Origin of the sequence: Paenibacillus illinoisensis NBRC 15959 (genome assembly GCF_004000925.1) — a bacterium.
Lineage (GTDB): Bacteria > Bacillota > Bacilli > Paenibacillales > Paenibacillaceae > Paenibacillus > Paenibacillus illinoisensis.
In genome coordinates this window covers 136442-160140 of the sequence record NZ_BIME01000008.1, presented here as the reverse complement: position 1 = coordinate 160140, position 23699 = coordinate 136442, and the positions used below count along the sequence as shown (strand labels likewise).

Here is a 23699-nt window from a genome sequence, read left to right as displayed (position 1 = left end):
TACAGGTGTCATTTTTATTTTATATATAACCTATGAGATAAGTCGGTTTTAAAACACGGAAATATTGCAATTAAGGATTCATATGGCTCTAGTGCTCATCTCACGGGCAGTTCATCTTATGCCTGCTGCACTTGCTCCCGGGCAGCCGTATAACGATTAACCGGAATCTGCACACCGAGATTGCCACGGAGTGTATCGTGCTCGTACTCCGTACGATAAATGCCGCGCTCCTGCAGAATCGGAACGACCAGTTCCACAAAATCAGACAGACCACTTGGCAATTCCGAATGGATAATGAACCCGTCAGCGGCCTCTGCTTCAAACCACTCCTGTATTTTGTCAGCTACCTGTTCCGGTGTACCCAGGAATTTGCTCTTCGGCGTAGCCGCACGCAATGCCACTTCGCGCAGCGTCAATCCCTGCTCTTTGGCATCCTTCTTGATTTTATCCGTGCCGCTGCGGAAGCTGTTGCTGCCAATGCCGTTCAGTTCAGGGAACGGTTCATCCAGCGGATATTGGGAGAAGTCATGGTGCTCGAAGAAACGTCCCAGATAATCCAGCGCTTTGTCGATCGTAACGAGGCTGGCAACCTCCTCGTATTTACGTTCGGCTTCTTCTTCTGTCCGTCCTACAATCGGGCTGATGCCTGGCAGAATGACGATATCCTGAGAGGAACGTCCATAGGAAGCAGCACGCGTTTTGACATCCTTGTAAAAAGCCTGTGCATCCTCGATCGTATCATGTCCAGTAAACACCGCATCCGCTTCTTTCGCTGCAAGGGTCTTGCCATCATCAGAGGAGCCTGCCTGGAAGATCACCGGCTGACCTTGGCGTGAACGGGCAATGTTCAGTGGTCCCTGTACGGAGAAGAACTCCCCTTCGTGATTGAGTGTATGCAGTTTGGATGGATCGAAGAAAACACCGCTCTCCTTGTCTCGGACAAACGCATCATCTTCCCATGAATCCCACAGGCCTTTGGTTACCTGCAAATATTCTGTTGCAATTCGGTATCGTTCTGGATGGGTAGGGTGATTGCTTTTACTATAGTTTTTGGCTGATCCTTCAAGCGGGGAGGTAACTACGTTCCAGCCTGCGCGGCCGTCACTGATCAGATCAAGCGAACCAAACTGTCTGGCAACCGTAAACGGATCGCTGTAGGACGTGGAGAGAGTTCCCACCAGACCAATCCGCGAAGTGACGGCGGCCAAGGCAGATAACAGACTGATCGGTTCAAACCGATTCAGGAAGTGGGGAATGGATTTTTCGGTGATGTACAGACCATCGGCAATAAAAACGAGATCAAACTTACCTTCTTCCGCTTTCAGCGTCTGGCGCTTATAGAACTCAAAATTCACACTCGCATCCGGTTGAACCTCCGGGTGTCTCCATGTGGTCATGCTGCCTCCGACACCGTGAACAATGGCTCCAAATTTTAAACTGCGTTTTGCCGTCATATACATTCCGCCTTCCCTCATATTGGATTTAGGATGATGCATCAGGATCCAAGACACGACATTTACATTTTCGAAACTCAAAAGTAACTATTCCTATGAGTTTGGTCAGTTTTATAATTTCACAAATCTTATCACTGCCCTGTGAAAGGGTCAACGGGGTGACTAATAGAACTTTTCTATATATAAATCAGAGATCTGTATAAGACAGGTCATTCGTACGCTCCCGGCTACGTTCCACTGTCCCAGCAGCTTTCCATAGCCGGAAACGACGAATTCAATCCGATCGTGCAAAGGACGATCAGACCGCTGCTGCCTCATCCGGATGGGCCAAAAGCGCGGCAAGCTTCTCCAGATCCGGTTCCAGCAAAGCCTCAAACTTCCCTTCTCCTCCCACTTCAATCACAGGAACATGCCGAATGCCGTATTTCACTTCTAGCACATCTCTCAGCACATCATTGCCTTCCACTTCAATGTTCTCAAAAGGCTGATTCCGGGACGTCAAAAACGCTTTTACCTCTCCACAGAAATGACAGCCTGTTTTGCTCCATAGCACTACTTTTTTGGGTGATGTAGACATCGATAACCCTCCTGATTGTATTCAAGGATAAGATCGAGGTACGCCTCAGACCTTTAATTCCTACCTGTTAAATAAGAATTATGGCTATAAATGTACTCTTCGTACCATCAAGCGTCAATGGAGCTCCTAATAGAATAAACCTATAGCAGCATAGAAAGATTAAATTTAATTTTTTTGAAAAAGCGATTACATCCATCCGTCTCTGCTTGCTGCTTTGACCAAAGTAAGGACTTTCCGGGCCACCCCGGCGTAAAAATCAACCTCATCCGGACTTTGATCGATAGCCCATCGAAGCGTATCAAAGGTCTTCAAGACCATCACAAGTCTCATCTGATCCAGCTCATACTCATTCAGCCCGTAACTCTCTATAAAGGCTTCCAATTCTGCACTGTTTGGCCCTTCTCCATGGATCTGGCATCGTATCATATGTATGATATCGCCATACGGCACCACAGTGACTTCTGCATTTCCCCAATCCAATAGTGTAATTTGACCTGCCAAATCAACCATCGTGTTCTTCAATGAGAGATCACCATGACACAGGCCAAAACGGAACGTTTCCATTTTCAAACGCTCGAACCACTGTCTTACCCTTTTCGATTCTGCTTTAGTTAGTACACCCAGCTCAATTAAGGGATCATGCTCCGTCAAACTATTGATATTGTACTGGACGTATCCCTGCCAGCTGCCATCTGATCCCGCATGCGGCGGGGAATAAAATGTACCCGAGACAGGGTCCATCCGTTCTCCGAAACCTGCCGCCGGAATGGAATGAATTCGTTTTGCGTACTCGCCGAGCTTTCTCCAGATATCAATGGAGTCTATTGTTGCTTCGAGTCCGTTATCCCCTTGGACTACCGTTTGAATCATATATGCTGTTTCATCCGTGATTCCAACGGATAACGTCTCTGGACCAGGAATCCCAGCGGCGGCGGCTTGCTCAATGCACCATTTTTCTTTCAAGAAGATGGGATACTCGTCTTTGTCGTTCATGCGCACAACCACTTGATGACCTTCCGTCTCAACTACGCAAACCTGATTGACGAAACCCTTCCCAACAATCTGATGTGCTGCCTTTACTTTTTCCTGCAAAAAATGACTGGCTATTCGTTCGGCCAGTACAATGCTTTCATTCTTCATCATGCACCATCCCCATACCGCTGCTTAAGTTAGCTCTGCGATGATTCAATTGGTCATAGTGTAAAATGAAATCGCTTACTTTTCAACCATCTATAAACATAAGATTGCCTTGTATGTAACCTATGGAAAGCCTGGATGCGAAATGAAATGGAGCCGAATGCTGCACATTACATCTCGCATCATGCCGAACCGGTTCACAGCGAGCCTCATCTTTACAGATCTTCGTTTAAGAGCTGCGGCGGTGCGATGATGGGCAGGCCTTCCTGAATTGCATGCAGCTGTTCCGGAGACACGCTCAATACATGACCCGAATGTACGCCCCATCGTTCTGCTGCATACACCGTTGCGAACTTTCTCCGTCTGCCCTCGCTGATCTGATAGCGAACCTCCGGCGCATCAGCTGCCGCAAGAATACAGCCTTCCGTCCAACCCGTGTCCGAGTCATGAATCGATGAAACATGCACATGCCTCACTTCAAGCGGCCAGCCCCGAATTTCACTTGCAGACATTACAGGATCTCCAGCAGGGACCCCCAGCAGATCCGGCTTGGCTACCTGAACAGGGGATATGCCGCGCGGTACCGGAATATTCAGCTTACGGCGCAGTCCTCCCGCCAGACGGTATACATCGCCTTTCGTATCAGACACGAAGCAGCCTTCCGGATAAAAGTCGCTGCTGCGTCTTGTCTTCGGTACCCCGTCCTGACTGCCCTTCGTGGACAATTGCTGGCGCGGGTTGGCTTTGCCCAAATGGGCGGAATCCGGCGCTGCCGATGAATTTTCCTGTGCCATATGATGTGCCAGCTGCAATGTTTTCGCGACCAGAGCGTGAGGATCCCCCCACTTTGTGGAATGAAATTGTTCGTTCCCCTTGTTCACAGCTGCAAAATCTGGTTCGCCCAGCGCCTTCATGCTGACGCTGCCAAAATGATGAATGAAGGCATCTCCTGCGACCGCAAGCTTATACCCTGCCAGCTTCACCCGAATCATCCAGTCATCATCTTCGAAGTTGCCCACCGCATATCCTTCATCCAGATATCCTACCCGCTCCAGCAGCTCTCGTGAGAACAGCCAGCAAAAGCCGACAAGCCGATCGGTCACCCGGTGTTTACCAGGGTCAGGCCGGTTGTGTCTGGCGGCAAAGGACCACATATCCTGCACCTCGGAATACGGAACATCGATCTGCTGATCGCCTCCTATATAGTTGGTAACTGGGCCGACCAGGCCAATATCCGGATCACTGTCCAGGCAGGCCATCATGTTATCAAGCCAGCCTGGCGTGACCAGCGTATCGTTATTCAGCACCACGATATGACGGCCTCTCGCCATCATTAGACCCTGATTGACACCTCCGGCAAATCCGCGATTGACATCCAGTGCAGCCACTCTCACCATGCCGCCTTTACGCAGCATCGCTTCTGCCGTCCCGTCCTTCGAACCATTATCCACCACAATGATTTCGTAGGGAGCAGGCGTATGTTTCTCGATACTGGATACACATTTAAGGGCATACTCCCGCTGATTATAGGTCGGAATAATGATGCTGACCCCTTCAAATAACAATCCAAATGAACTCTGACCCTGTCTTACCCCTTCATCGTATCCCCTACTGTACCCTTGTTTGTACAGTTTGACAGCTCGGGCCCCCCGCTTGCCTTTCCCTCTGTGTCCCGATTTCCACACTGTGCTCTTTCCAGCGGAATGCAGAACAACTTTGGCGGGTCCGGAGCCCCGATGCTTGGATATGATACCTGGTTTGCTCATGTTGCTTCCCCCATTTCCCCTCGTCCGGATGGTCGCGTCAACCATCCGCCAGACTCCATTAGAGATGAAGCTCTCCTGTAACCAATTTATCAGCCAAATGCCCAAAATCCAGAGCAACCCTGCCTAGTTCGCCGGCAATGCGCCGACACAGGATTACGGCCGGAACTCCTGCAGCAACCAGCGCAATATCGAAGGAATGCGCTGCCGTTTCCTGCACCACCCTGGGCACATCCATAACCCCGGCAACGGACCCAATCATGCCCGTCACATGGATTCCGTGACTGAGAAGCAATGCACCGAGCCCGCTTGCCTGACTGCCGATCACCAGCACGCGGCGGCCTTGCAGGATAGGCAGCAGCAGCCCCGTCTGATGCAGGCTATAGTTGATTGTGGAACTGGTCAGCTTCAACCGGGACCAGTCAATCCCGAAGTGGCGCATCACCGGGAATAACAAGCCTTGAAACGTGGGCGCCCGCGAGATCGGAACGCCTACCCAATCCGCCCCCTGTATCGCTTCGGCAAGCGCAGCCCGAATCTCGGGAACGGAGCGCGGCACCCCTGCGTAAGGCAGGAACGGTGCCAGCTCCTGCACCTGCTCGCCGGGCAGCACCGTATCGGCTGCCAGCGTCAGCAGTTCGCCATCTCCGAGGCGAACGACCGACAGGGGGCGCTGTGCATCCAGCGCCCCCCGGATCTGGTCAGCCACCTCGTGGGGGCTGGCCAGACGGGTGAGGCTGGGCGCATATTGGCGAAAACCCGCCGCGATCAGATCTGCCGCCGCTACGGCAGGCAGAATGTGGTCCGGCGGGATATGCTGCGCCACCAGTGCCTCTCCGCCCGCGAATACGCCGTCGCGGTAGCCCTCGGCGTAGCCGCCGGGTGCGCCTGCCGGCTCTGCAGGCGGCAGGGCCTTGGCGCTGCCCGCATGTGCAGCAGCAGCGCCAGCTTGCCCCGCGGGGGCGACACCACCGTTCGGGTGGTGTGTCGCCCCTAGCGGGGCCGTGCCCGCACCGCGGGCAGGCACTGCCTTCGGCGTGCTGGCTTGCGGTGCGGGCACAGGCGCACGTCGCGCAGCCGGGCGCAACGCCCGCCGGGGTACTACGCGGCGGCGGCCGTGAGCCGCGGCATGCCCGCGCCTGCCAGCGGAGCGTCGGCGTGCAGCGGCCTTCCTGCCAGCAGGCTTACGCGCCACAGCAGTACGTGCGCCCGCCGGGGCCCGCGCAGTGCGATGCCCGGGCTTGACGGCAGCCCGCCGGGTTCCAGCCTCTGGGGTTCCTGTCACCATTAGAACGCCTTGCCCTTGAAATGCTGCCGGGCGAGTACCTCGCGGCTTACCTGTCGCCTTGGCTTCCGTGTGCCCGGTCCGTTTCGCTACTCTCATGGCATTCCCTCCCTTGACATGCACGGGAGCGCCGCTGCACAAAGCGCCGGAGCCTCCTTCCAGCTCCGGCGCAGGTTACTCGGGTCCCATGGGGCACCGCACAGCGGCAGCATCAGGCGCATGATGTTATGGCAGTTGTCCCTTCATGCGAACTGCAGCTTCCTGCAGCGATTCGAAGGTACCTGCATCGCTCCAGTATTTTTGCAGGATGTCATACTCCAGGCCTCCAGCAGAGGCATAGTGGTTATTGACATCCGTAATTTCAAGCTCCCCGCGTGCAGAAGGCGTAATGCCGTCAATCAGATGGAATACATGATCATCGTACATGTAAATCCCCGTTACGCAGTAAGAGGTTTTCGGCTGGCTTGGTTTCTCCTCAATGTACGATATGCGCTCCGGATGGTTCGCGTCAAAGACAGGTACACCGTAACGTCTGGCATCATCCACCTCTTTCAGCAGCACACGTGCTGTTCCCGCAGGCTGCTGCACATAACGATCAACATAAGGTTTCAGATCATCACTGAACAGATTGTCACCCAGCAGTACGACAAACTTTTCACCAGGAAGAATAAAGGACTTTGCCAGATCAAGTGCTTCAGCAATGCCTCCCGCCTGCTCCTGAATCCGGTAGGTCAACCGAACTCCAAACTCGGCTCCGCCGCCCAGATACTCCGTGTACAGTCCCGCCGAATGTTTGCCCATTACAATCAAAATATCCTCAATACCCGCCTGACGGAGTCTGTCGATGCCATACACAATCATCGGATGTTTACCGACCGGAAGCAGATGTTTGTTAATCAGCCGCGTCAGAGGATACAGCCGTGTTCCCGTTCCTCCAGCAAGAATTACTCCTTTCATTCCACATTCCCTCCCTCATCGGATGTCTCAATATATTCAAGTGGATCGACATGCCATTTATGGATAAATATCGAGCGATTACGTTCCAGCAATTGCTTCCATGCAGCCGGGTCCGTCTTCTGAAAACTTGCGCTGCCGCGATGATGCACAAGTACATCTCTGCATACAAGCAGTCGATACCCTTGCATGCGAGCCCGGTAACAATAATCATCATCCTCATAATGTCCAGGCGAATAGGCTTCGTCAAGCAAGCCGATGGACGCCATGACCTCTCTCCGAAACAACATGCACAGTCCTACGATGCGACTGACTTCCTTCCACCTGGTTGGGTCGGAGACATTGTTGGCTGCCGCTAATTGCTGGAACTGTTCCATGCTCCCAAAGTCCAGGTCAACCTGCTGAATCCCGCTTGCATAATTGGTTACCGGACCGGTGATTCCGATGTTTGCTTCACTGTAGAGTCCGAACCGAAGATTTTCGAGCCACCGCGGGGTCACCGTGACATCGTTGTTGAGCAGCAGCAGCTCATCACCGCAAGCCGCACGCAGCCCGGCATTACAGGCTGCTGGGAAACCCCGGTTCTCCGGTAATCGAACAAATCGGACTCGTTCACGGGCACAATAGGCTGCCGTACCATCGACGGAACCGTTATCTACAACCACAATCTCGTAAGGCGTGCCTGCTCCAGTATACTCCCGAATGGCATCAATACACGGCTTCAACAGGTCCAGTCCGTTATACGTTGGAATCACGATACTCGTCAGTGTCATCGGGCGTTCCTCCTGTAAGCCACTTCAGCTCGGGATAACATCCGCGAATCCGGCCCATGGTCTGCTGACGCCATCCAGGCTGCAATCGCCTCCAGGTGGTCCCCAATGATCAATCCCGCGACTTCGTTACCACTGCCTGTATTTGTTGTACGCAGACGATTGGAGCGAATCACGTCCACCTGGCAAGGCGCCGTGACGCTTAGACCATGCCGAATCGCCATGGCTTGCGCCTTCGGCGGGACTGCCAGGGACTCAGGCTTAACAGTCATAACCATTTTGCGGGAAAGAGCATGCGGGACGGCAGTCAAGGAATTGGACCCCAGATCAGGTCTTCCGAGAGTACGGTTGAGATACGCCTTGATCCGGCTCACATCATCCTGCCGGGCAAACGGTGGCAGCAATGAATTCAGATCATTCAGGGCCACATCGCTTCCCCGGTCTACTGCATACAGAAAAGGAGCCAGCTGTTCTGCCGGAAGCACCATGTCCCCATCCACAAAAAGAATCACTTCCGCTTCGGTCATTTTCGCTCCAAGTGCGCGGCCTACATCATGTCCTGCCCGATCCGGTTCATACACAAGCGTTATACCGGACTCGGCCAGCACCAGATCCAGACTGTCGTCCGTTGTTCCATTCAACACAACAATGATGTCCTTCAGCGGCAGCCGCTTTAACTGTGCCATTACTTTTCCGAGTGTCCGTTCTTCATTGCACGCACAGACAACAGCGGCAGCAGAATGATGGAGGGGGAGCGGAACGATATCCACTGGATATCCTGCACCCTGCACGTATCCTTGCATATATGCTTTCCCTGCCTGCATGGCAGCTTCATAGCTTCCGAAATTCCCCGAGATGGACTGCCAGTGCTCACGCCAGGCAAGACGTACATGTTGGGCAGCCAACGCTCTATCTTCAGGTGCACTGCGTCCTGCCTGATGCCCCGACTTCCATACTGCATTCAAACTGGGTTCTGGAGCTTTGGCTGCTCTACCCTTCGGCCGCCTTCTCCCGGGAATGTTCCGTCTGGACGCCAGTTGTCTTTTCATCGTCCGACGATGGCGGACAACTCTCGAACGTTCTTTCATCTTCTCACCTCGTCAGACAGCGAACACGCTGCAGGTCGGAATACCCTCCGCGTGGACCGAGTTCGTCGGTGATCCACCTGATCGCTGCCAGATGATCATTCAGCACCACTTGGCTCAGCGGATCAGGCCCGCTTCGCCGTTTCACCCGAACCGCATTCATTTTACCTACAGGTACATGATGAACGGCGCGTACCTCTAATCCACTCGATACGGCTTTGGCTAATGCAAGCGGAGGAACCTCCAGCGAAGGAACGCCTATGACATCAAGTGCCCTGCGGCTTAACGCATGCGGAATGGCTGTCATTGAAGCTCCCTGCAGGTCCGGCCTGGCCAGGATGCTGTTCAGGACATGCTTGGCCTCCACCACTGGATGTACAGGATTCCGTTTAACCGGACCGTCATAATCGTTAAGCGCTACATCTGTCCCATCCAATATGGCCTGCACATAGGGAGCGAGCTGCTCTGCAGGTATGGGGATATCTGCATCGGTAAAAAGGAGGATTCTTCCGCGGGCAGCCGCTGCCCCCATTCGTCTTCCTGCATCGTGACCCAGAGCCTCTGTATACAAAAGCACTCTTGCACCTGCTGCCTGTGCCGCTGCTGCCGTGCCGTCCGTTGAGCCGTTGACAACGGCAATTACTTCGGAATCCCTGCAGATGCGAAGCGCCTGCCTAACAACTCTGCCAATCGTCTTTTCTTCATTCATTGCCGGTATAATCACCGAAAGCATGGGGATGTTTGGATGGATTTCCTCCCGTATTGGGGGGATGACGTATCTGGGGGTTCCCGCACCCTTCTTGCTCACGGGTTTTACACGTCTTCTGTGCAACTGCTTCCTCTTTCGGCTCACTACTTTGGCGGCTGAATGAACAGTACGACGACGCTGCTGCAATACTGTCACCTCCCACCCTCAAAAATACTCAACATGCCAAGGGAGTACACGTTATTCTATGTAATTAGGGAATAGTGGAAACGGCGTTTGTCCTTGATTTCCATAAGCTTCTGGCAGGAAAAGAGTTATTCAGCCTCACCCTTCAGTGCATATTCGTCAAAATAAAAATCGTACACCTCCTCCTTCACTTTTTTAGAGGACCTTCTAATATAGGAACAAAAGCGGTGTCCCGGACAATTCCAGGAACCGCTTTTGTGCATGAACTTCGTGAATTGACGTATTTTTTTAATTTGCAGGACCCGCTGCAATCCAGGACAACAAACCATAGGTGTGCTTGCATCCAGGTGTACGGAACACTTCCAATACCGCTTCATCCTCACTCTGGGACAGCAATGATACCTGGAATCCGCGATCATTACTCATTCCTACAATCACATAATGTTCTGATGCGAATGATTGCTCGAATGCTACCGTTACCTCAACACATGCTTCATCTTCAGGCAGTATAAAAGCTTCCATGCCAAACTGCTGAACGACCGGCTGACGACTGACACTGCGAACCGGCTGGAATGACAGGTGTTCAGGACTAACTGCTCCATGCTGCAGCTGGCTGCTTCCAACAGCACCTTCACTCAGATGCTCCTGTTTAACCGCCTGCTCACTCAGCTCAAACTCCGTAATTTTATCGATCTCCTGCGGAAGTTCAGGTTCTGGCTGCAGTACCTGTGGCTGAACTACATCAGCTGTCGTCAAGGAATCCGCCAATGTTTCTCCAACATTATTGGTTAGTGATTGCTGTTCCTGTACTTGTTGGTCCTGTACTTGTTGGTCCTGTACTTGTTGTTCCTGTACTTGTTGTTCCTGTACTTGTTGTTCCTGTACTTGTTGTTCCTGTACTTGTTGGTCCAGCTCTTGAACCGGAGTCTGGAACGTTGGGGTTTCCCCCAGATCAGCACTCGGCAGTTCCGTGAGGATGGCAGGCTGTGATGGCTGTACAGCCTCATCTTCTCCCTGAAGCAGCGCTTCCTGACGTTTAATCGCAGCCAGCTTCTCCAGCGTTTCTCCACTGAACTGTCGAATCGCATTCCAGATCTCTTCACTCAAGTGCGCCGGGCCTACAATGCCCGCGTTCAAGTGATTGGAAGTGATACTTTGTTCAGCCAGTTTGCTGGCGTTTACGCTGCCGTCTGCCAATTTAGCACTCGTGACGGATCCATTTTGCAGGTGAATTCCACTGACCAATTCTTCTTCCAAATGAGCTGTGCGAATACTGCGTTCTTGTATGTGGTCACCCAGGATGGCTCCATCCTGAATATGCCGGGATTGCACACTTTTATCTGTCAGGTGGATAGCGGATACTGCACCTTCAAGCAATTTATTGCTATTTACACTGCCATCGGCAAGTTTCGCACTTGTGATGGAACCATTATGCAGATGAATCGCACTCACCGATTCCGCCTTCAGATGGGAGATTCCTATGCTGCGTTCCTGAATATGGTCGGCATGAATGGCTTTCTCCTGAATATGCCGGGATTGCACACTTCCATTCGCAATATGGACATCGGATACGGCATCTTCAAGCAATTTGCTGCTGCTTACGCTGCCATCAGCCAGTTTGGCACTCGTTACCGACCCATCTTGCAGATGGTCCGCACTTACGGCTTCCTCTTCCAAGTGAACCGTGCCGATGCTGTTCTCCTGGATATGGTCAGCCAGGATGGCTCCTTCCTGAATGTGGCGGGATTGCACGCTTTCCGATGCAAGATGAACTCCCGTTACCGTATCTTCAAGTATTTTGCTGCTGCTCACACTGCCGTCGGCCAGTTTGGCACTCGTGACGGATCCATTTTGCAGGTGAACCGCACTTACGGCTTCCTCTTCCAAATGGTTTGTGCCGATGCTACGCTCCTGGATGTGATTGGCATGGATGGCACCTGCCTCAATATGCCCGGATTGCACACTTTCCGCTGCGATATGAATTCCGGATATCGTTCCATCCAGCAGCTTGCTGCCGCTCACACTGCTGTCGGCCAGTTTGGCACTGGTTACAGATCCATTTTGCAAATGGATTGCACTCACCGACTCCTCTTCCAGATGAGTTGTGCCGATGCTGCACTCTTGAATATGGCCAGCAAGGATCGCCCCTTCTTGGATATGCCGGGATTGCACACTATCATCTGCAATGTGAATATCGGATACGGCTCCCTCAAGCAGCTTGCTTCCGTTTACACTGCCGTCGGCCAGTTTGGCGCTGATTACAGATCCATTTTGCAAATGAATCGCACTTACCGCTTCCTCTTCCAGATGGGTTGTGCCAATGCTGCGCTCCTGAATATGGTCAGCAAGGATTGCTCCTTCCTGAATATGACGGGATTGCACACTTTCGGAGGTGATATGAATACCGGATACCGCACCTTCGAGCAGCTTACTTCCACTCACACTGCCGTCGGCCAGTTTGGTACTCGTGACAGATCCATTTTGCAGGTGAATTGCACTTACCGCATCTTCTTCCAGATGAACTGTACCGATGCTCCGCTCCTGAATATGATCGGCATGGATCGCATCTGCCTGTATATGCTCTGATTGCACACTTTCCGCTGCGATATGAGCTGCGGATATCGTTCCTTCGAGCAATTTGCTGCCGCTGATGCTGCCTTCCGCCAGCTTCGCACTCGTTACCGACCCATCTTGCAAATGAACCTCACTTACCGACTCCTCTTCCAGATGAGCTTCGCCAATACTGCCCTCTTGAATATGATTCGCGAGGATGGCTCCCTCCTGGATATGACGAGACTGCACACTTTCGTCTCCAATATGGGCGGCCTCAATCGTTCCTGCGGCCAATTTGCTGCCATCCACACTGCCACTTGCCAGCTTGGAGCCTGTTACTGCTCCATCCTGCAGTATAATTGTACTTACTGCTTCTTCCTCCAGGTGAGCCGTTCCGATGCTGCGTTCATGGATATGATGCGGAAGTATTTCACCATCTTGAATATGGCGGGAATGCACTGCGCCCTGCTGCAGGTGAACCGCACTTGTCGACTCTGCCTGAAGGTGCAGCCCACTGATCAAGCCGGGCTGAAGGTGAGCCGCTGTGATGGATAAAGGTGCCAGATGGTCTGTTTCAACAGACCCCGGAGCCAGGTGATGGGAGGTGATGACCTGTTCAGCAATATGCTCAGCATGAATAATGTCTGGCTTCAGATGCTGTGAGTTTACGACATGATGATCCAGATGGTCCGACTTCACACTACCGTCTGCCAGATGTTCCGTTTGCACGACGGAAGCCTGCAGATGTTTACTGCTTATGGCACCCTCTTGTAATTCTGTCCCCGATACCGAGTCTGCTGTTAAGTGGTCTACAGTTACGGACCCATGGCGTAGTTTGTTGCCTGTGATGCTGCCATCGGCGAATAATTCCGGTGAACGTATTTCCTCCGATAAATGTTCCAGAGAGACAGCATGCTGCTTCAGATGATAACCACGTATGGTTCCGGCAGGGATATGCTTGGCGTTAATGCTTTCTGCCATGATCTTGGAAGAAGTCACGCTGCCGTCGGCCAGTTTGGCTGATGTGACAGCAAAATCCGCCAGTTTATCCGTAGCAACACTCTCTGGTGAGAGCTTGGGGGAGGTAACCGAATGATCTGTCAGATGCGGCGGAAAAATGGACCCTCCCGCCAGCTGAGCCGAAGTTATGCTGCCAGGAGCCAATTTGTCCGTTGTAACTGCCGCACGTGCAATGGCATCCGTTTCAACACTACCCGGCTGAAGGTGAGGGACACCTACGGCGTGTTCCGTCAGATGCTCCGATTTCACGGCATATGGTCTCAGGGCCTCGGATCCCACGCTTCCTGGAGCCAGATGTGTACCCGTAACACCACCGCTTGCAAGATGCGAGGATGCGACACTTCCCGGAGCGAGCGCTCTGCTGCTAACCGATGCTGTTCCCAGTTTTTCGGATGTCACACTTCCATCCGCAAGCTTCACGTCTGTCACTGCAGCATCCTGTAATTCATACGTACCCACCGCAGCCTCAGCCAGATGCCGCTCGGATACTACGCCATCTGCAAGCGCTTCTCCGGACACACTTCCGGTAGACAGATGAGGTGCCTCAATGCTTCCATTTGCAATGTGGATCGAGTGAATCGCAGCATTATCCACATGTACCGGTGTAATTCCCCGATTGACGATATGTTCCGCTCGAATGGAGCCTTTGGCAAGATGTTTGCCCTGTATCGCTTCATCTGCAATTTTGGAAGCAATGACACTTTGGTCCGAGATCTTGGAAGCCGTAATCGACTGTTCCAACAATTTTGCCGTTCCAACCGACTGGTCTGCGAGTTTACTGCTGGTTACGGCTCCCTCCGCCAAATGCTCATTGCCCACTTCACCTTTGCCAAGCTGCTCTTTCCCCACGGCCTGAGCGCGAATCTGTTTCGAACCAATAGATCCATCCAGCAAGTGTTTTCCACTGAGTGAACCCTCAGCTAAATGTCTGGTCTGTATGGATCCGTCCTCAATCTGATCACTGCCAATACTGCCCAAAGACAGTTGTGAACGACCGACAGCCCCCTCTGCCAGATGCTCCTGTTGAACTGCACCTGCCTGAATATGATGGGACTCAATGGATTGTTCATGGATTTTGCTGCCCGTGACAGCACCTTCACGAATTTTGGACGTAGTCACCGCATCATCAGCCAATTTGGACGTATGCACGGCGCCTCCCGTGAGATGCCGGGTATCCACACCGCTAATGGCGATCTTATCTCCGGTTACCGCATGATTCTTGATCAAATCTTCCGTAACCAGCATGCGGCTGAGATGTCTTGTGCCGATGGAGCCATCGGCAATTTTGGCCGAATCGATGACCTGATTGCCGAGCTTCTGTGACGTAATGCTGCCGTCTTTGATTTTCTCGCCGGCAATTGACGCATTGCGTATTTTGTGACCGGACACAGAGCCATCAATCAGGTGTTCCTCGGATACCGAAGCCTCTGCAAGTTTGGCAGAGACAATCGCTCCATCTGCAATGTGAATGCTAGTCACCGCATAATCCTGCAATGCTTCACTGCCGACTGCACCCGGTTTCAGCTTGGAGTCATCCACAGAGAATGGAGCCAGCTTGCTCTCCGTAACTGCAAAATCACTCAGATCATCCGTGTAGATATAGTGTCCGGTATGGCCCGGCATCTGGTTCTGGTTCAGAATCTCCAACCGGTCTCTACCTGCGGTCTCCTGCTGGATGATGTTTTGCTCTTCCAGAGCAAGCGAAGCCACACTGCTCACCTGAATCTGCTTTTCTGGGTTATCTTGTGTCTGGGCATCCTCGCTATCCGATGCGGCAGGTTCCGGATCATTCGTTTCGCCTGCGATAACCAGGTCCTCCAGCTCGTTCATAGAGGCAGGGAGTTCCGTTGATTCGTACAAGAATTCTTCGGGTGCCTGATTCGCTCTCGAATCCGGTTTATTTGTATTCAAGCGCTCTTCCCTATTCTGGGTTAGACCTGAATTCATGGTGCCTGCACGGCGTTCGGTCAGTTCCAGTTCCTTAAATTTGGGGCTCACATGCCGCAGTTTCGGTGTAGGAACCTTCTTATTGCCTTTTTTACTCATGCAGCTTGCTCCTTCCTCTAACGTTCATCTCCGGCATCATATGCTCTGGTATGGGCATCTGCCACTTCATATCACGACTTTTGAAGGCAAGATTAGATGGATGAGCAGGTCAAACTGCAAAAAATGAACCTGTCCATAGTGAAATAGGCTGTGCCTGGCTATAGATGTAAGGCGGCTGTCCACGCCCCTGCTGGAAAAATGTCATACGATACTTCATAAGCCTTCCGTATACATCCGTAAAACGGCTTACAATGCAATGTGCTTTATTCATTTCACCCTTACCTGGGTTCTCAATTGGATGTGTGGAGCTATTAATAACACGCCGGTGCATGAAGGTGCATCATCATTCCGGTCTGCGTGATTGTGATGTCCCATCATGCGTTGACAGACCGGCATCCCATATATGGACGATCCATGTCGCAATAATATTGAAGGAGGAACGGTCATGCCCCCAGAAACGATCGGCATCATGTTCGATTCACGCATGTATCGGGGGATACCGGCCGGAAGGACCGGTCAGGAATCGCTCGCGAATTATGAGCAGGCAGCGGCCTGTTATGGATTAACGCCTTGCTTTTTGCGGCTTGAAGATGTGGATTCGGAGACGAAGACCTGTCTGGCATATGTCAAAAAGGATGGCGTTTACGTTCGTCAAAAAATGCCTCTACCTACCGTTATCCATAATCGGGCTCTCCAACTTCGCCGGGCAGATCAGCATGAGGTGACCAAGCTGCTGCTGCAGGGCATACAGGTATTTAACGTTCGGAATCGGTATCGCAAGGATCATATTCATGACATGCTGCACCAGGATCCTGCACTGAAGAAACATCTCCCTTATGCCGCCAAAGCTACGCCGGAGTCTCTGGCTTATATGATGGAACATTATAATGATCTGATCATCAAACCGTGCAGCGGCAGTATCGGACACGGTATCATGCGTTTGTATAAACGAGACGGGGACTGGAAATTGACGTGCCAGACCAGGGCTTCACGCAAAGGATGGGCAACCTTCCGACTCAGCAGGGGACAACTGCCCTCCGCCACCTTAAGACGAATTTTTCGCCATGCATATCTCATTGAGGAACGGATTCCACTGGTTCGTTACGAAGGAAGACCCGTAGATCTGCGTGTATCTGTACAGCGGGGGATTGACGGTCTATGGGGCATCACGGGCATGTTCGCCAAGGCAGCACCAACCCACACCTTTGTCACCAATATTGCTCAAGGGGGCAAGGTGATGACCTTGGCAGAAGCATTGGATGAAGAAGAACTGGGAATCAGCATTCCAGAGCTCGAAGCCCGCATCAGTTCAGTTGGACTCCGAATTGCACGCACACTGGCTTCCAGCCTGCCGCATCTGGCCGACCTGGGCCTTGATCTGGGGATTGCCAGAAACGGACAGATTTACTTCATCGAATGTAATGGACGGGACCAGCGTTACGGTTTTCGCAAGGCGGGAATGCCCGAACACTGGAAGGCCAGCTACCGTGAGCCCATGGCATATGGACGTCTGCTGATGGAGCAAAATTCGCAGATTCCACGTCAACCGCAAACCTACCGTAAGTACCCATATTGATTTCACTGGCATTCTGTGTCAATATTATGCAGAACGGCCGGTCCTGCCGGCCTTGAAGTTCGCACTAACCCTAAGGGGGATATTCATGGCAAAAACGCTGTTGCGGTTAATGACCGAGCTTTCTTCTCGCAAGTGGATCTCCCGGACCGTGGGAGCCTTCTCCAAGAGCAGGGGAAGCAAGGCATTTATCCCTTATTTTGTCCGGACCTACAACATCCCTGTTCAGGAAGCCGAGAAAGACTGGAAGGAATATCGTTCACTGAATGATTTCTTCACCCGCAAATTAAAGCCGGGCATGCGCCCGCTGGATCTTTCGGAACATGCACTCATCAGCCCCGTCGATGCCAAAATCACGGCAGCAGGGCCGGTATCTGCAGGCACACTCCTGAATGTTAAGGGACAAAATTATACACTTGCTGAATTATTAAACCACTCTCCACATCTGGAGAAGTACAAGCACGGTTATGCATTCGTCCTGTACCTCAGCCCTCGTGACTACCACCGGATTCATTCACCCGTTAGCGGGCACAGAATCGAAAGTGAGCATATCAAGGGGAAGGTTTACCCTGTAAATGATTTTGGTCTGACTCATATGAAGTCGGTGCTAAGTCGAAACGAACGTCTGATTACGTATATCGGTCACGCTTATGGAGAAGTCGCTGTCGTCAAAGTCGGCGCCATGAACGTAAGCAGCATTCAGTACGCGGATACGGCTGCAAGTAGTTGGGCACAAGGGGATGACCTGGCTTATTTTGAATTCGGTTCCACTGTGGTACTGCTGACGCAGAGCGGCACATTTGAACCTGAGCCCAGTCTCCAGCCGGGTGATTCCGTCAAAATGGGTACACTGCTTGGCCGCCTGAAGCCAAATCGCTGAATACTCCAGGACCAAATAAAGAGGATGGCGCAAGACCTGATTTCAGGTGCTTGCGCCATCCTCTTTAGGATTGAAACATGATCGCTCCACGGTAGTCACTGGAGATTCCTTATATACATTCAATACGAAACATCGCTCCGTATGTATAGGCCCTCTGACTTTTCTTCAAAACCACACGTCCTGCAGTTCCTCCGCCGGTTTGAAGCGACGCAGACGGTTCCGGAAAATATTGCATCCCTTCATAGAGCATCCCCGGTTGCGGATCCGCCGTTTTCCGTTCATCACAAGTTCCCCCTTTCGTTTCGTCTGGAATGCTACTTACTTACCCCTAGCCTCCAGACTTGAAACGTTACCCTGATCTCAGGCGTCGTACCTAACGAATCTCGGAAGGACTTTTGCCGGTGTATTGCTTGAACTGACGACTGAAGAAAAAGATATCCCGATACCCGAGGGCATCGGCGACCTCGGTTACATTCATGCCCGTATGCACCAGCAAATGTTCTGCGCGCTCAATGCGCATGCGAATGATATACGACTGAACAGAAGAGCCGATTAATTCCTTGAATTTGATAGAGAAGTATCGGGGCGACAAGCCCGCACGTGCAGCCAGATCCTCCACCCGGTGGGTAATCCCCGGATGCTGGCGTACATAATTCGCCACTTCCTGAATGACATCCGACAATTGATTGCTGACCCTTTTCTCCACAGGTGATTCCGTATCCGCACGCAGCAAATGAATCATCAGCTGTTTCAAAATAAGCCGACTCTCCTCGTCCCGCCCATATACATCGGATAAGAACAGTCTTACATACCGGGCCAGCAAATGTTCGAATTCCACGGTTTCCTGTACCTCACGATAAGACTGAGGCACATCATTCACAGGTATATCTACATCAAAATGAATATACGTAAGTACCAACGGTTTTTGCTTATTATGTGTTGCAGTAGGATGATCGCCTGGTCTAAATAGGAAACAGCTGCCTTTGCCGACCTCATACGACCGGTCATTTAGCACAACGGTCCCTTCCCCACTCCATACATAAAATAAGTCATAGTTCTGCATCGGTTTTTCCCGCTTCTGCCACTTCCATCCCGGTTCGCAGACAATTTTGGCGACGGCGGGCAAAATAACAAAAGATGACGGCGATGCCTGCAGCATGTCGCCACTCCCCCTTGAAAGTTAATCTCTCCGCATGTTGCATCATCATTGAATTCCAATCGCTTATAGATCGCTTACGGTTAACAGGCCTTAGAATTAGAACACAATCCTTTCGGTTCAGCCTGTCCCTAAACTCAGTACGCTTCCTGGAATCTGATGCAAAGTGCTTGTATGTGATTTCTGCTCCTCCCGGAGCGAAATGTCTTCATCCATTATACAGCGAATTTCAGTGAAACGAAAATGTACTCTTCTCCCATGCCAGCCGCAGTCTTCTGATGCCTTCCGTGATCTCCTCTTTCTCCAGATGCGCAAAGCCAAAACAAACAGCAGGAGGACCGGGGATCAGCTGATAACGCTCGGCATCCCGAAATATCACGCCTTCTTCCTTCGCTATCGTTTTGAATTTCAGAAAGCTGTCCGGACTGCCATTCCAGGTCGCGTAGATGTGAAGTCCTGCATCTCCTGGCTGCATGGTGAAAGCCTCTGGTAACTGATGTACCATCTCCTGGACAAAAAAAGCATGCCGTTCCCCGTATAGCCGGGTTAACCGTCTCAAATGCCGCAGATATCCGCCCCTGCTCATGAATTTGGCCAAGGCTCGCTGATCCAATAACGCAGGGGGTACCGGCTCATATAGGGCTTTCGCTGCAAGGAGTGGCTGCACCAGACTTGAAGGCAGGACCGCATAGCCCAGCCGGAAGGAAGCAATCATTGTCTGTGAGAATGATCCGACATAGATCACCCGCTGCTCGCGATCCAATACTTTAAGCGGTTCAATCGGTCTGCCTCCCCAGCGAAATTCACTGTCGTAGTCATCTTCAATGATGACGGCGTTGCGCCTCGAGGCCCAGGCTAGCAGCGTTTTGCGTCTATCCAGTCCTAACACCGCCCCAGTCGGGAACTGCCGGGTTGGGGTAACGAACAGCGTCTGGGCGTTCCAATCTTCAGGGATGATGCCCTGCGAATCAACAGCTGTCGGTACAGCTCTGCCCCCACAGGCGTTCACCGCATGTGCGATTCCCTGGTACCCCGGATTTTCCAATATGACCTGCGCCCCTTCCGGGATCAGCAGCTGTGCCAGCAATGTAATACCTTGCATCGAACCACTGAACAGTACAATCTGGGATGCATCCGCCTGAATCCCCCGTGTCCATCTCAGATGTGAAGCGATGGCCTCACGCAGTTCAGGGTCTCCTGCTGCACCGCTTTGCTCCCGCCAATCGCTTCGGTGTACGGCGGCGAGTGCGCTTTTCCATTCCGATGTGGGGAAGTGGCCAGCCGGCATGCGATGGACATGAAAATCGATGATATGCCGATCCTGAACAGAGACAGATTCCGTTCCTTTTTGGGTATCCAGTCTGCTTACGCGTTCTCCCCATGGGGAGAGCTGAATGACTGCTTCCTGTTCCCCTTGTGCCTCTGTCCTAAATGTGCCTTTAACGAACGTACCTCTGCCCCGATGTGCCTCTACGTAACCATCCGCGAGCAGCATGTCGTATACCTGTGCCACAGAACCGCGTGACATGTCATACTGGCTTGCGAGTTCTCGCGTAGAAGGAAGACGTGCCCCTTCCACGAGTGTTCCCGCATGAATGGCGTCGCGCAAGGCATGATACAGTGCCGTGTATTTATAACGATGCTGATGCTCATAGGAATCCAAGGGCAGCCACAGTTCCATGACTCTCGCTCTCCTTTCTTTAATATTTTCAAACCATATGGCGGTGCTTCTTACTCCAAGTTCATTGTAGTCTCCAACTTCCACCTCAGTAATTGGCCTATAAAAATGAATGTAAATTGGATCTATTTTTATGTCAATGCATGTTTTATCGTTAGAGCAACATTTCAATTGCCATTCAAGTTCAGATGAATCACAACCAAGGGGGAAAACCATATGAGACGCAAAGAATTTACAGTGAATGAAGAGAAAGAAATTACAGCATTTCTGGATCAGTGCTCCTTCGGATTTCTGGGAACTGTCAGTCCGGATGGACAACCACGGGTTACACCACTCAATTTCGTCTATATGGACGGATGCTTCTACTTCCATGGCAGTCTTGCCGGGGAGAAAATGAAACAAATCAAGCATGATTCCTCGGTCAGCTTTACGGTGGCTGAAGAATTTTCACTGATCCCCTCCTATTTCAGTGATCCCGAACTGGCTTGTCCCGCAACCTCCTTTTTCAAAAGTGTCATGGCATCCGGTCAGGCAGAGCCTGTTCAGGATCTGGAAATCAAGGGCAAGGTGCTGCAGCGCTTCATGGAGAAGCTTCAGCCGCAGGGTGGATATGTTCCCATTGATGCTGCCGATTCCCGGTATAAGGGTAATCTCAAAGCTGTTGCTGTGGTTCGGATTGTACCGGAGCACATCACTGCCAAGTTCAAATTTGGTCAGAATCTCTCCACCGAGCGATTCGAGCATATCAGCGGGCAGCTGGAACTGCGCAATGAGGGAAGAGATACAGAAACAGCCGAAATGATGCGGAAATATTGTCCTTTTCACCAGCAATAAACGGTATTTTCTTGCTACACCATAGGGAACAACGTGCCTAAATTCCGCCTTCCGACCTCCTGCAACAACGCGGTGAAGTGATATAACTGTCATATTGCGTAATTTCCGTGACGGGGGGATGTCAAGGTGATATAATGTTAGGCAGTTGAATCCCAAAGACTTGGAAGGATGAAAAGAATGAATCCACTGGCTGAACAGTTGAACGAAAGTATTCAGGCAGGCAGCAGTCACGTCTACTCCATGCTGTCGCAGCTCGGCAAAGAGATCTATTTCCCAAAAGAAGGTATCCTGAGTCAGTCTGCTGAAGCAGCAAGCCTGGCCAAGACCTATAATGCTACGATTGGTATTGCTCTGGAGGGCGGTGTGCCGATGCATCTTCCGGTTATTCAGGAGAAGCTGTCTGCATTCCAACCGAAGGACCTCTATCCTTACGCTCCGCCTGCGGGTAAGCCTGAACTGCGGACGGTATGGAGAGACAAAATGCTGAAGGAGACCCCTTCACTTGAAGGCAAAACATTTGGCAACCCTATTGTTACCAATGCATTGACTCACGGACTTAGTATTGTAGCCGATCTCTTCGTTGAAGAAGGAGACGCTGTTATATATCCGGATAAAAACTGGGAAAATTACGAGCTGACTTTCGGAATTCGTCGTCATGGCCAGCTGGTTCATTATCCCCTGTTCGATGACCAATTGAACTTTAACAGTCAGGGACTGCTTGAAGCACTGCTTGCACAGAAGGGCAAAGGCAAAGCCATCGTGCTGCTCAACTTCCCGAACAATCCAACAGGCTACACACCTGGAGGCCAAGAAGCCGATGCGATTGTGGACACCATCCGTCAGGCTGCGGAAGCAGGCGTAGATGTGATTGCCGTGACAGACGATGCCTACTTTGGTCTGTTCTTCGAGGATTCCATTCACGAATCGTTGTTTGGCAAATTGGCTAACATTCATCCACGCGTGCTCACTGTCAAAGTGGATGGTGCAACGAAGGAAGAGTTCGTATGGGGCTTCCGCGTTGGCTTCATCACTTATGGACATGAAAATGCTGCGGTTCTGCATGCGCTGGAGCAAAAAACGCTTGGCATTATCCGGGCAACCATCTCCAGTGGTCCGCATCCTTCACAGACCTTTGTCCTGGATGCACTGAAAGCACCGGAGTTTGAAGCACAGAAACAGGAGAAGTTTGAGATCATGAAAGGCCGTGCGAACAAGGTGAAAGCCATTCTCGATAGCGGCAAATACGGCGAGGTCTGGGATTACTATCCGTTCAACTCCGGTTACTTCATGTGTCTGAAGCTAAAAGACGTTGATGCAGAAACACTTCGTTCCCACTTGCTGCACAAGTACGGTGTAGGTACCATTGCACTGGGTGAGGCTGATCTGCGCATCGCCTTCTCCTGTATTGAAGAGTCCGGATTGGAAGATCTGTTTGACACCATCTACCGTGGAATTACGGATCTGAAGAACAACTGATTCCAAGCAGCGGCTTCGCTCTTGTAAAAATGAATAACTCAGGACGTTCCCAGGCTTCTGGGCATGTCCTGCAATATAAACAGCCCTCTATACGGTGATGTGCACACCACGTCTCCAGAGAGGGCTGTTTGGCATGTTTTATTTTCATCAGCAGAAGCTGTGCTTCACCTGAAATATATTTATTTCTAAATGATTCCGGGCAGTGGCCCAATCAGCAAAAACCCAAGGCACATAGTATACGTTGTACGCAAGGGCGTGCCAAACACCACTCGAAAGGGGAATGACCCATGTCTGGAGTTGAAGAAACAAGAGGCGGTTATGGATACGGTTATGGATGCGGCGGTTTCGGAGGATTTACAAATACAGGTGCGATTCTTGTTCTGTTCATCTTGCTCGTTATCATCACGAAATCGTTCCTCTGCTAGTTCAATCGCTCTGGTCAAGCGGCAGCGCCACGTGATCTGACCGCAACAAAAAAAGACGGTTATTTGGGGACTCAGCCTCAACATAACCGTCTTTTTTTCGATATTGTTTGTTTATATCAACAGTACCCTCGTTGCTGTAGT

17 protein-coding genes are annotated in these 23699 nt (G+C 51.6%); 5 read left to right on the top strand and 12 right to left on the bottom strand.

Going from position 1 to position 23699, the window contains the following annotated elements:
• Window positions 1-116: 116 nt before the first annotated feature.
• The 10 genes from PIL01S_RS19545 to PIL01S_RS19500 form a co-directional block, all read right to left on the bottom strand.
• A complete protein-coding gene (locus PIL01S_RS19545; RefSeq protein ID WP_127538967.1) occupies window positions 117-1454 on the bottom strand; it encodes an LLM class flavin-dependent oxidoreductase in 1338 nt (445 codons plus the stop codon).
• A gap of 298 nt (window positions 1455-1752) precedes the next feature.
• Window positions 1753-2031 carry a glutaredoxin family protein gene (locus tag PIL01S_RS19540; RefSeq protein WP_127538966.1) on the bottom strand — a complete coding sequence of 93 codons (279 nt, stop codon included), beginning with the start codon at window positions 2029-2031 and terminating at the stop codon, window positions 1753-1755.
• Between the two features lie 186 nt (window positions 2032-2217).
• The gene (locus PIL01S_RS19535; RefSeq protein WP_246058485.1) at window positions 2218-3174 is read right to left on the bottom strand and encodes an aminoglycoside phosphotransferase family protein; all 957 of its coding nucleotides are present in this window, start codon (window positions 3172-3174) and stop codon (window positions 2218-2220) included.
• Between the two features lie 209 nt (window positions 3175-3383).
• Window positions 3384-4934, bottom strand: a complete 1551-nt coding sequence (locus tag PIL01S_RS19530) for a glycosyltransferase family 2 protein (protein ID WP_164764283.1) — start codon at window positions 4932-4934, stop codon at window positions 3384-3386.
• Window positions 4935-4992: 58 nt separating this feature from the next.
• Entirely contained in the window at window positions 4993-6219 is a 1227-nt protein-coding gene (locus tag PIL01S_RS19525; RefSeq protein WP_246058495.1) for a GT-D fold domain-containing protein, read from the bottom strand.
• Window positions 6220-6441: 222 nt separating this feature from the next.
• Window positions 6442-7173, bottom strand: a complete 732-nt coding sequence (locus PIL01S_RS19520; protein WP_127538963.1) for a sugar phosphate nucleotidyltransferase — start codon at window positions 7171-7173, stop codon at window positions 6442-6444.
• Window positions 7170-7943, bottom strand: coding sequence for a glycosyltransferase family 2 protein (locus tag PIL01S_RS19515; RefSeq protein WP_127538962.1), 774 nt, complete (start codon window positions 7941-7943; stop codon window positions 7170-7172). Before PIL01S_RS19515 ends, PIL01S_RS19520 begins: the two co-directional genes overlap by 4 nt.
• On the bottom strand, window positions 7940-9028 hold the full coding sequence (locus PIL01S_RS19510; protein ID WP_246058484.1) for a glycosyltransferase family A protein: 1089 nt from the start codon (window positions 9026-9028) through the stop codon (window positions 7940-7942). Before PIL01S_RS19510 ends, PIL01S_RS19515 begins: the two co-directional genes overlap by 4 nt.
• Window positions 9029-9032: 4 nt before the next feature.
• Window positions 9033-9920, bottom strand: a complete 888-nt coding sequence (locus tag PIL01S_RS19505) for a glycosyltransferase family 2 protein (protein WP_246058483.1) — start codon at window positions 9918-9920, stop codon at window positions 9033-9035.
• 285 nt (window positions 9921-10205) lie between these two features.
• The gene (locus PIL01S_RS19500) at window positions 10206-15536 is read right to left on the bottom strand and encodes a WIAG-tail domain (RefSeq protein ID WP_127538961.1); all 5331 of its coding nucleotides are present in this window, start codon (window positions 15534-15536) and stop codon (window positions 10206-10208) included.
• A 445-nt stretch (window positions 15537-15981) separates the two neighbouring features.
• On the opposite strand from PIL01S_RS19500, the gene PIL01S_RS19495 reads away from it, so the two are divergent.
• Together PIL01S_RS19495 and asd are read left to right on the top strand one after the other, a co-directional pair.
• Window positions 15982-17112 carry a YheC/YheD family endospore coat-associated protein gene (locus tag PIL01S_RS19495; protein ID WP_127538960.1) on the top strand — a complete coding sequence of 377 codons (1131 nt, stop codon included), beginning with the start codon at window positions 15982-15984 and terminating at the stop codon, window positions 17110-17112.
• A gap of 85 nt (window positions 17113-17197) precedes the next feature.
• Complete coding sequence (gene asd, locus PIL01S_RS19490; RefSeq protein ID WP_127538959.1) at window positions 17198-17989, top strand: archaetidylserine decarboxylase; 792 nt, start codon at window positions 17198-17200, stop codon at window positions 17987-17989.
• Window positions 17990-18362: 373 nt separating this feature from the next.
• Here the strand turns inward: asd and PIL01S_RS19485 are convergent, their stop codons facing one another.
• Window positions 18363-19148, bottom strand: a complete 786-nt coding sequence (locus tag PIL01S_RS19485; RefSeq protein WP_095292024.1) for a helix-turn-helix domain-containing protein — start codon at window positions 19146-19148, stop codon at window positions 18363-18365.
• Window positions 19149-19374: 226 nt separating this feature from the next.
• Complete coding sequence (pdxR, locus tag PIL01S_RS19480; protein ID WP_127538958.1) at window positions 19375-20826, bottom strand: MocR-like pyridoxine biosynthesis transcription factor PdxR; 1452 nt, start codon at window positions 20824-20826, stop codon at window positions 19375-19377.
• A gap of 213 nt (window positions 20827-21039) precedes the next feature.
• Between pdxR and PIL01S_RS19475 the strand changes: the two genes are divergently transcribed.
• The 3 genes from PIL01S_RS19475 to PIL01S_RS29550 all read left to right on the top strand — a co-directional run bounded on the left by PIL01S_RS19475 (window position 21040) and on the right by PIL01S_RS29550 (window position 23558).
• Entirely contained in the window at window positions 21040-21657 is a 618-nt protein-coding gene (locus tag PIL01S_RS19475) for a pyridoxamine 5'-phosphate oxidase family protein (protein WP_127538957.1), read from the top strand.
• Between the two features lie 177 nt (window positions 21658-21834).
• Complete coding sequence (locus PIL01S_RS19470) at window positions 21835-23133, top strand: aminotransferase class I/II-fold pyridoxal phosphate-dependent enzyme (protein ID WP_127538956.1); 1299 nt, start codon at window positions 21835-21837, stop codon at window positions 23131-23133.
• Between the two features lie 287 nt (window positions 23134-23420).
• Window positions 23421-23558 carry a hypothetical protein gene (locus PIL01S_RS29550; protein WP_164764282.1) on the top strand — a complete coding sequence of 46 codons (138 nt, stop codon included), beginning with the start codon at window positions 23421-23423 and terminating at the stop codon, window positions 23556-23558.
• Window positions 23559-23699: the final 141 nt, after the last annotated feature.

Bases quoted from the DNA above. Each gene is read 5' to 3' on its own strand.
- PIL01S_RS19545 (WP_127538967.1), bottom strand. From the start codon at position 1,454: ATGACGGCAAAACGCAGTTTAAAATTTGGAGCCATTGTTCACGGTGTC.
- PIL01S_RS19540 (WP_127538966.1), bottom strand. From the start codon at position 2,031: ATGTCTACATCACCCAAAAAAGTAGTGCTATGGAGCAAAACAGGCTGT.
- PIL01S_RS19535 (WP_246058485.1), bottom strand. From the start codon at position 3,174: ATGATGAAGAATGAAAGCATTGTACTGGCCGAACGAATAGCCAGTCAT.
- PIL01S_RS19530 (WP_164764283.1), bottom strand. From the start codon at position 4,934: ATGAGCAAACCAGGTATCATATCCAAGCATCGGGGCTCCGGACCCGCC.
- PIL01S_RS19525 (WP_246058495.1), bottom strand. From the start codon at position 6,219: ATGGTGACAGGAACCCCAGAGGCTGGAACCCGGCGGGCTGCCGTCAAG.
- PIL01S_RS19520 (WP_127538963.1), bottom strand. From the start codon at position 7,173: ATGAAAGGAGTAATTCTTGCTGGAGGAACGGGAACACGGCTGTATCCT.
- PIL01S_RS19515 (WP_127538962.1), bottom strand. From the start codon at position 7,943: ATGACACTGACGAGTATCGTGATTCCAACGTATAACGGACTGGACCTG.
- PIL01S_RS19510 (WP_246058484.1), bottom strand. From the start codon at position 9,028: ATGAAAGAACGTTCGAGAGTTGTCCGCCATCGTCGGACGATGAAAAGA.
- PIL01S_RS19500 (WP_127538961.1), bottom strand. From the start codon at position 15,536: ATGAGTAAAAAAGGCAATAAGAAGGTTCCTACACCGAAACTGCGGCAT.
- PIL01S_RS19495 (WP_127538960.1), top strand. From the start codon at position 15,982: ATGCCCCCAGAAACGATCGGCATCATGTTCGATTCACGCATGTATCGG.
- asd (WP_127538959.1), top strand. From the start codon at position 17,198: ATGGCAAAAACGCTGTTGCGGTTAATGACCGAGCTTTCTTCTCGCAAG.
- PIL01S_RS19485 (WP_095292024.1), bottom strand. From the start codon at position 19,148: ATGCTGCAGGCATCGCCGTCATCTTTTGTTATTTTGCCCGCCGTCGCC.
- pdxR (WP_127538958.1), bottom strand. From the start codon at position 20,826: ATGGAACTGTGGCTGCCCTTGGATTCCTATGAGCATCAGCATCGTTAT.
- PIL01S_RS19475 (WP_127538957.1), top strand. From the start codon at position 21,040: ATGAGACGCAAAGAATTTACAGTGAATGAAGAGAAAGAAATTACAGCA.
- PIL01S_RS19470 (WP_127538956.1), top strand. From the start codon at position 21,835: ATGAATCCACTGGCTGAACAGTTGAACGAAAGTATTCAGGCAGGCAGC.
- PIL01S_RS29550 (WP_164764282.1), top strand. From the start codon at position 23,421: ATGTCTGGAGTTGAAGAAACAAGAGGCGGTTATGGATACGGTTATGGA.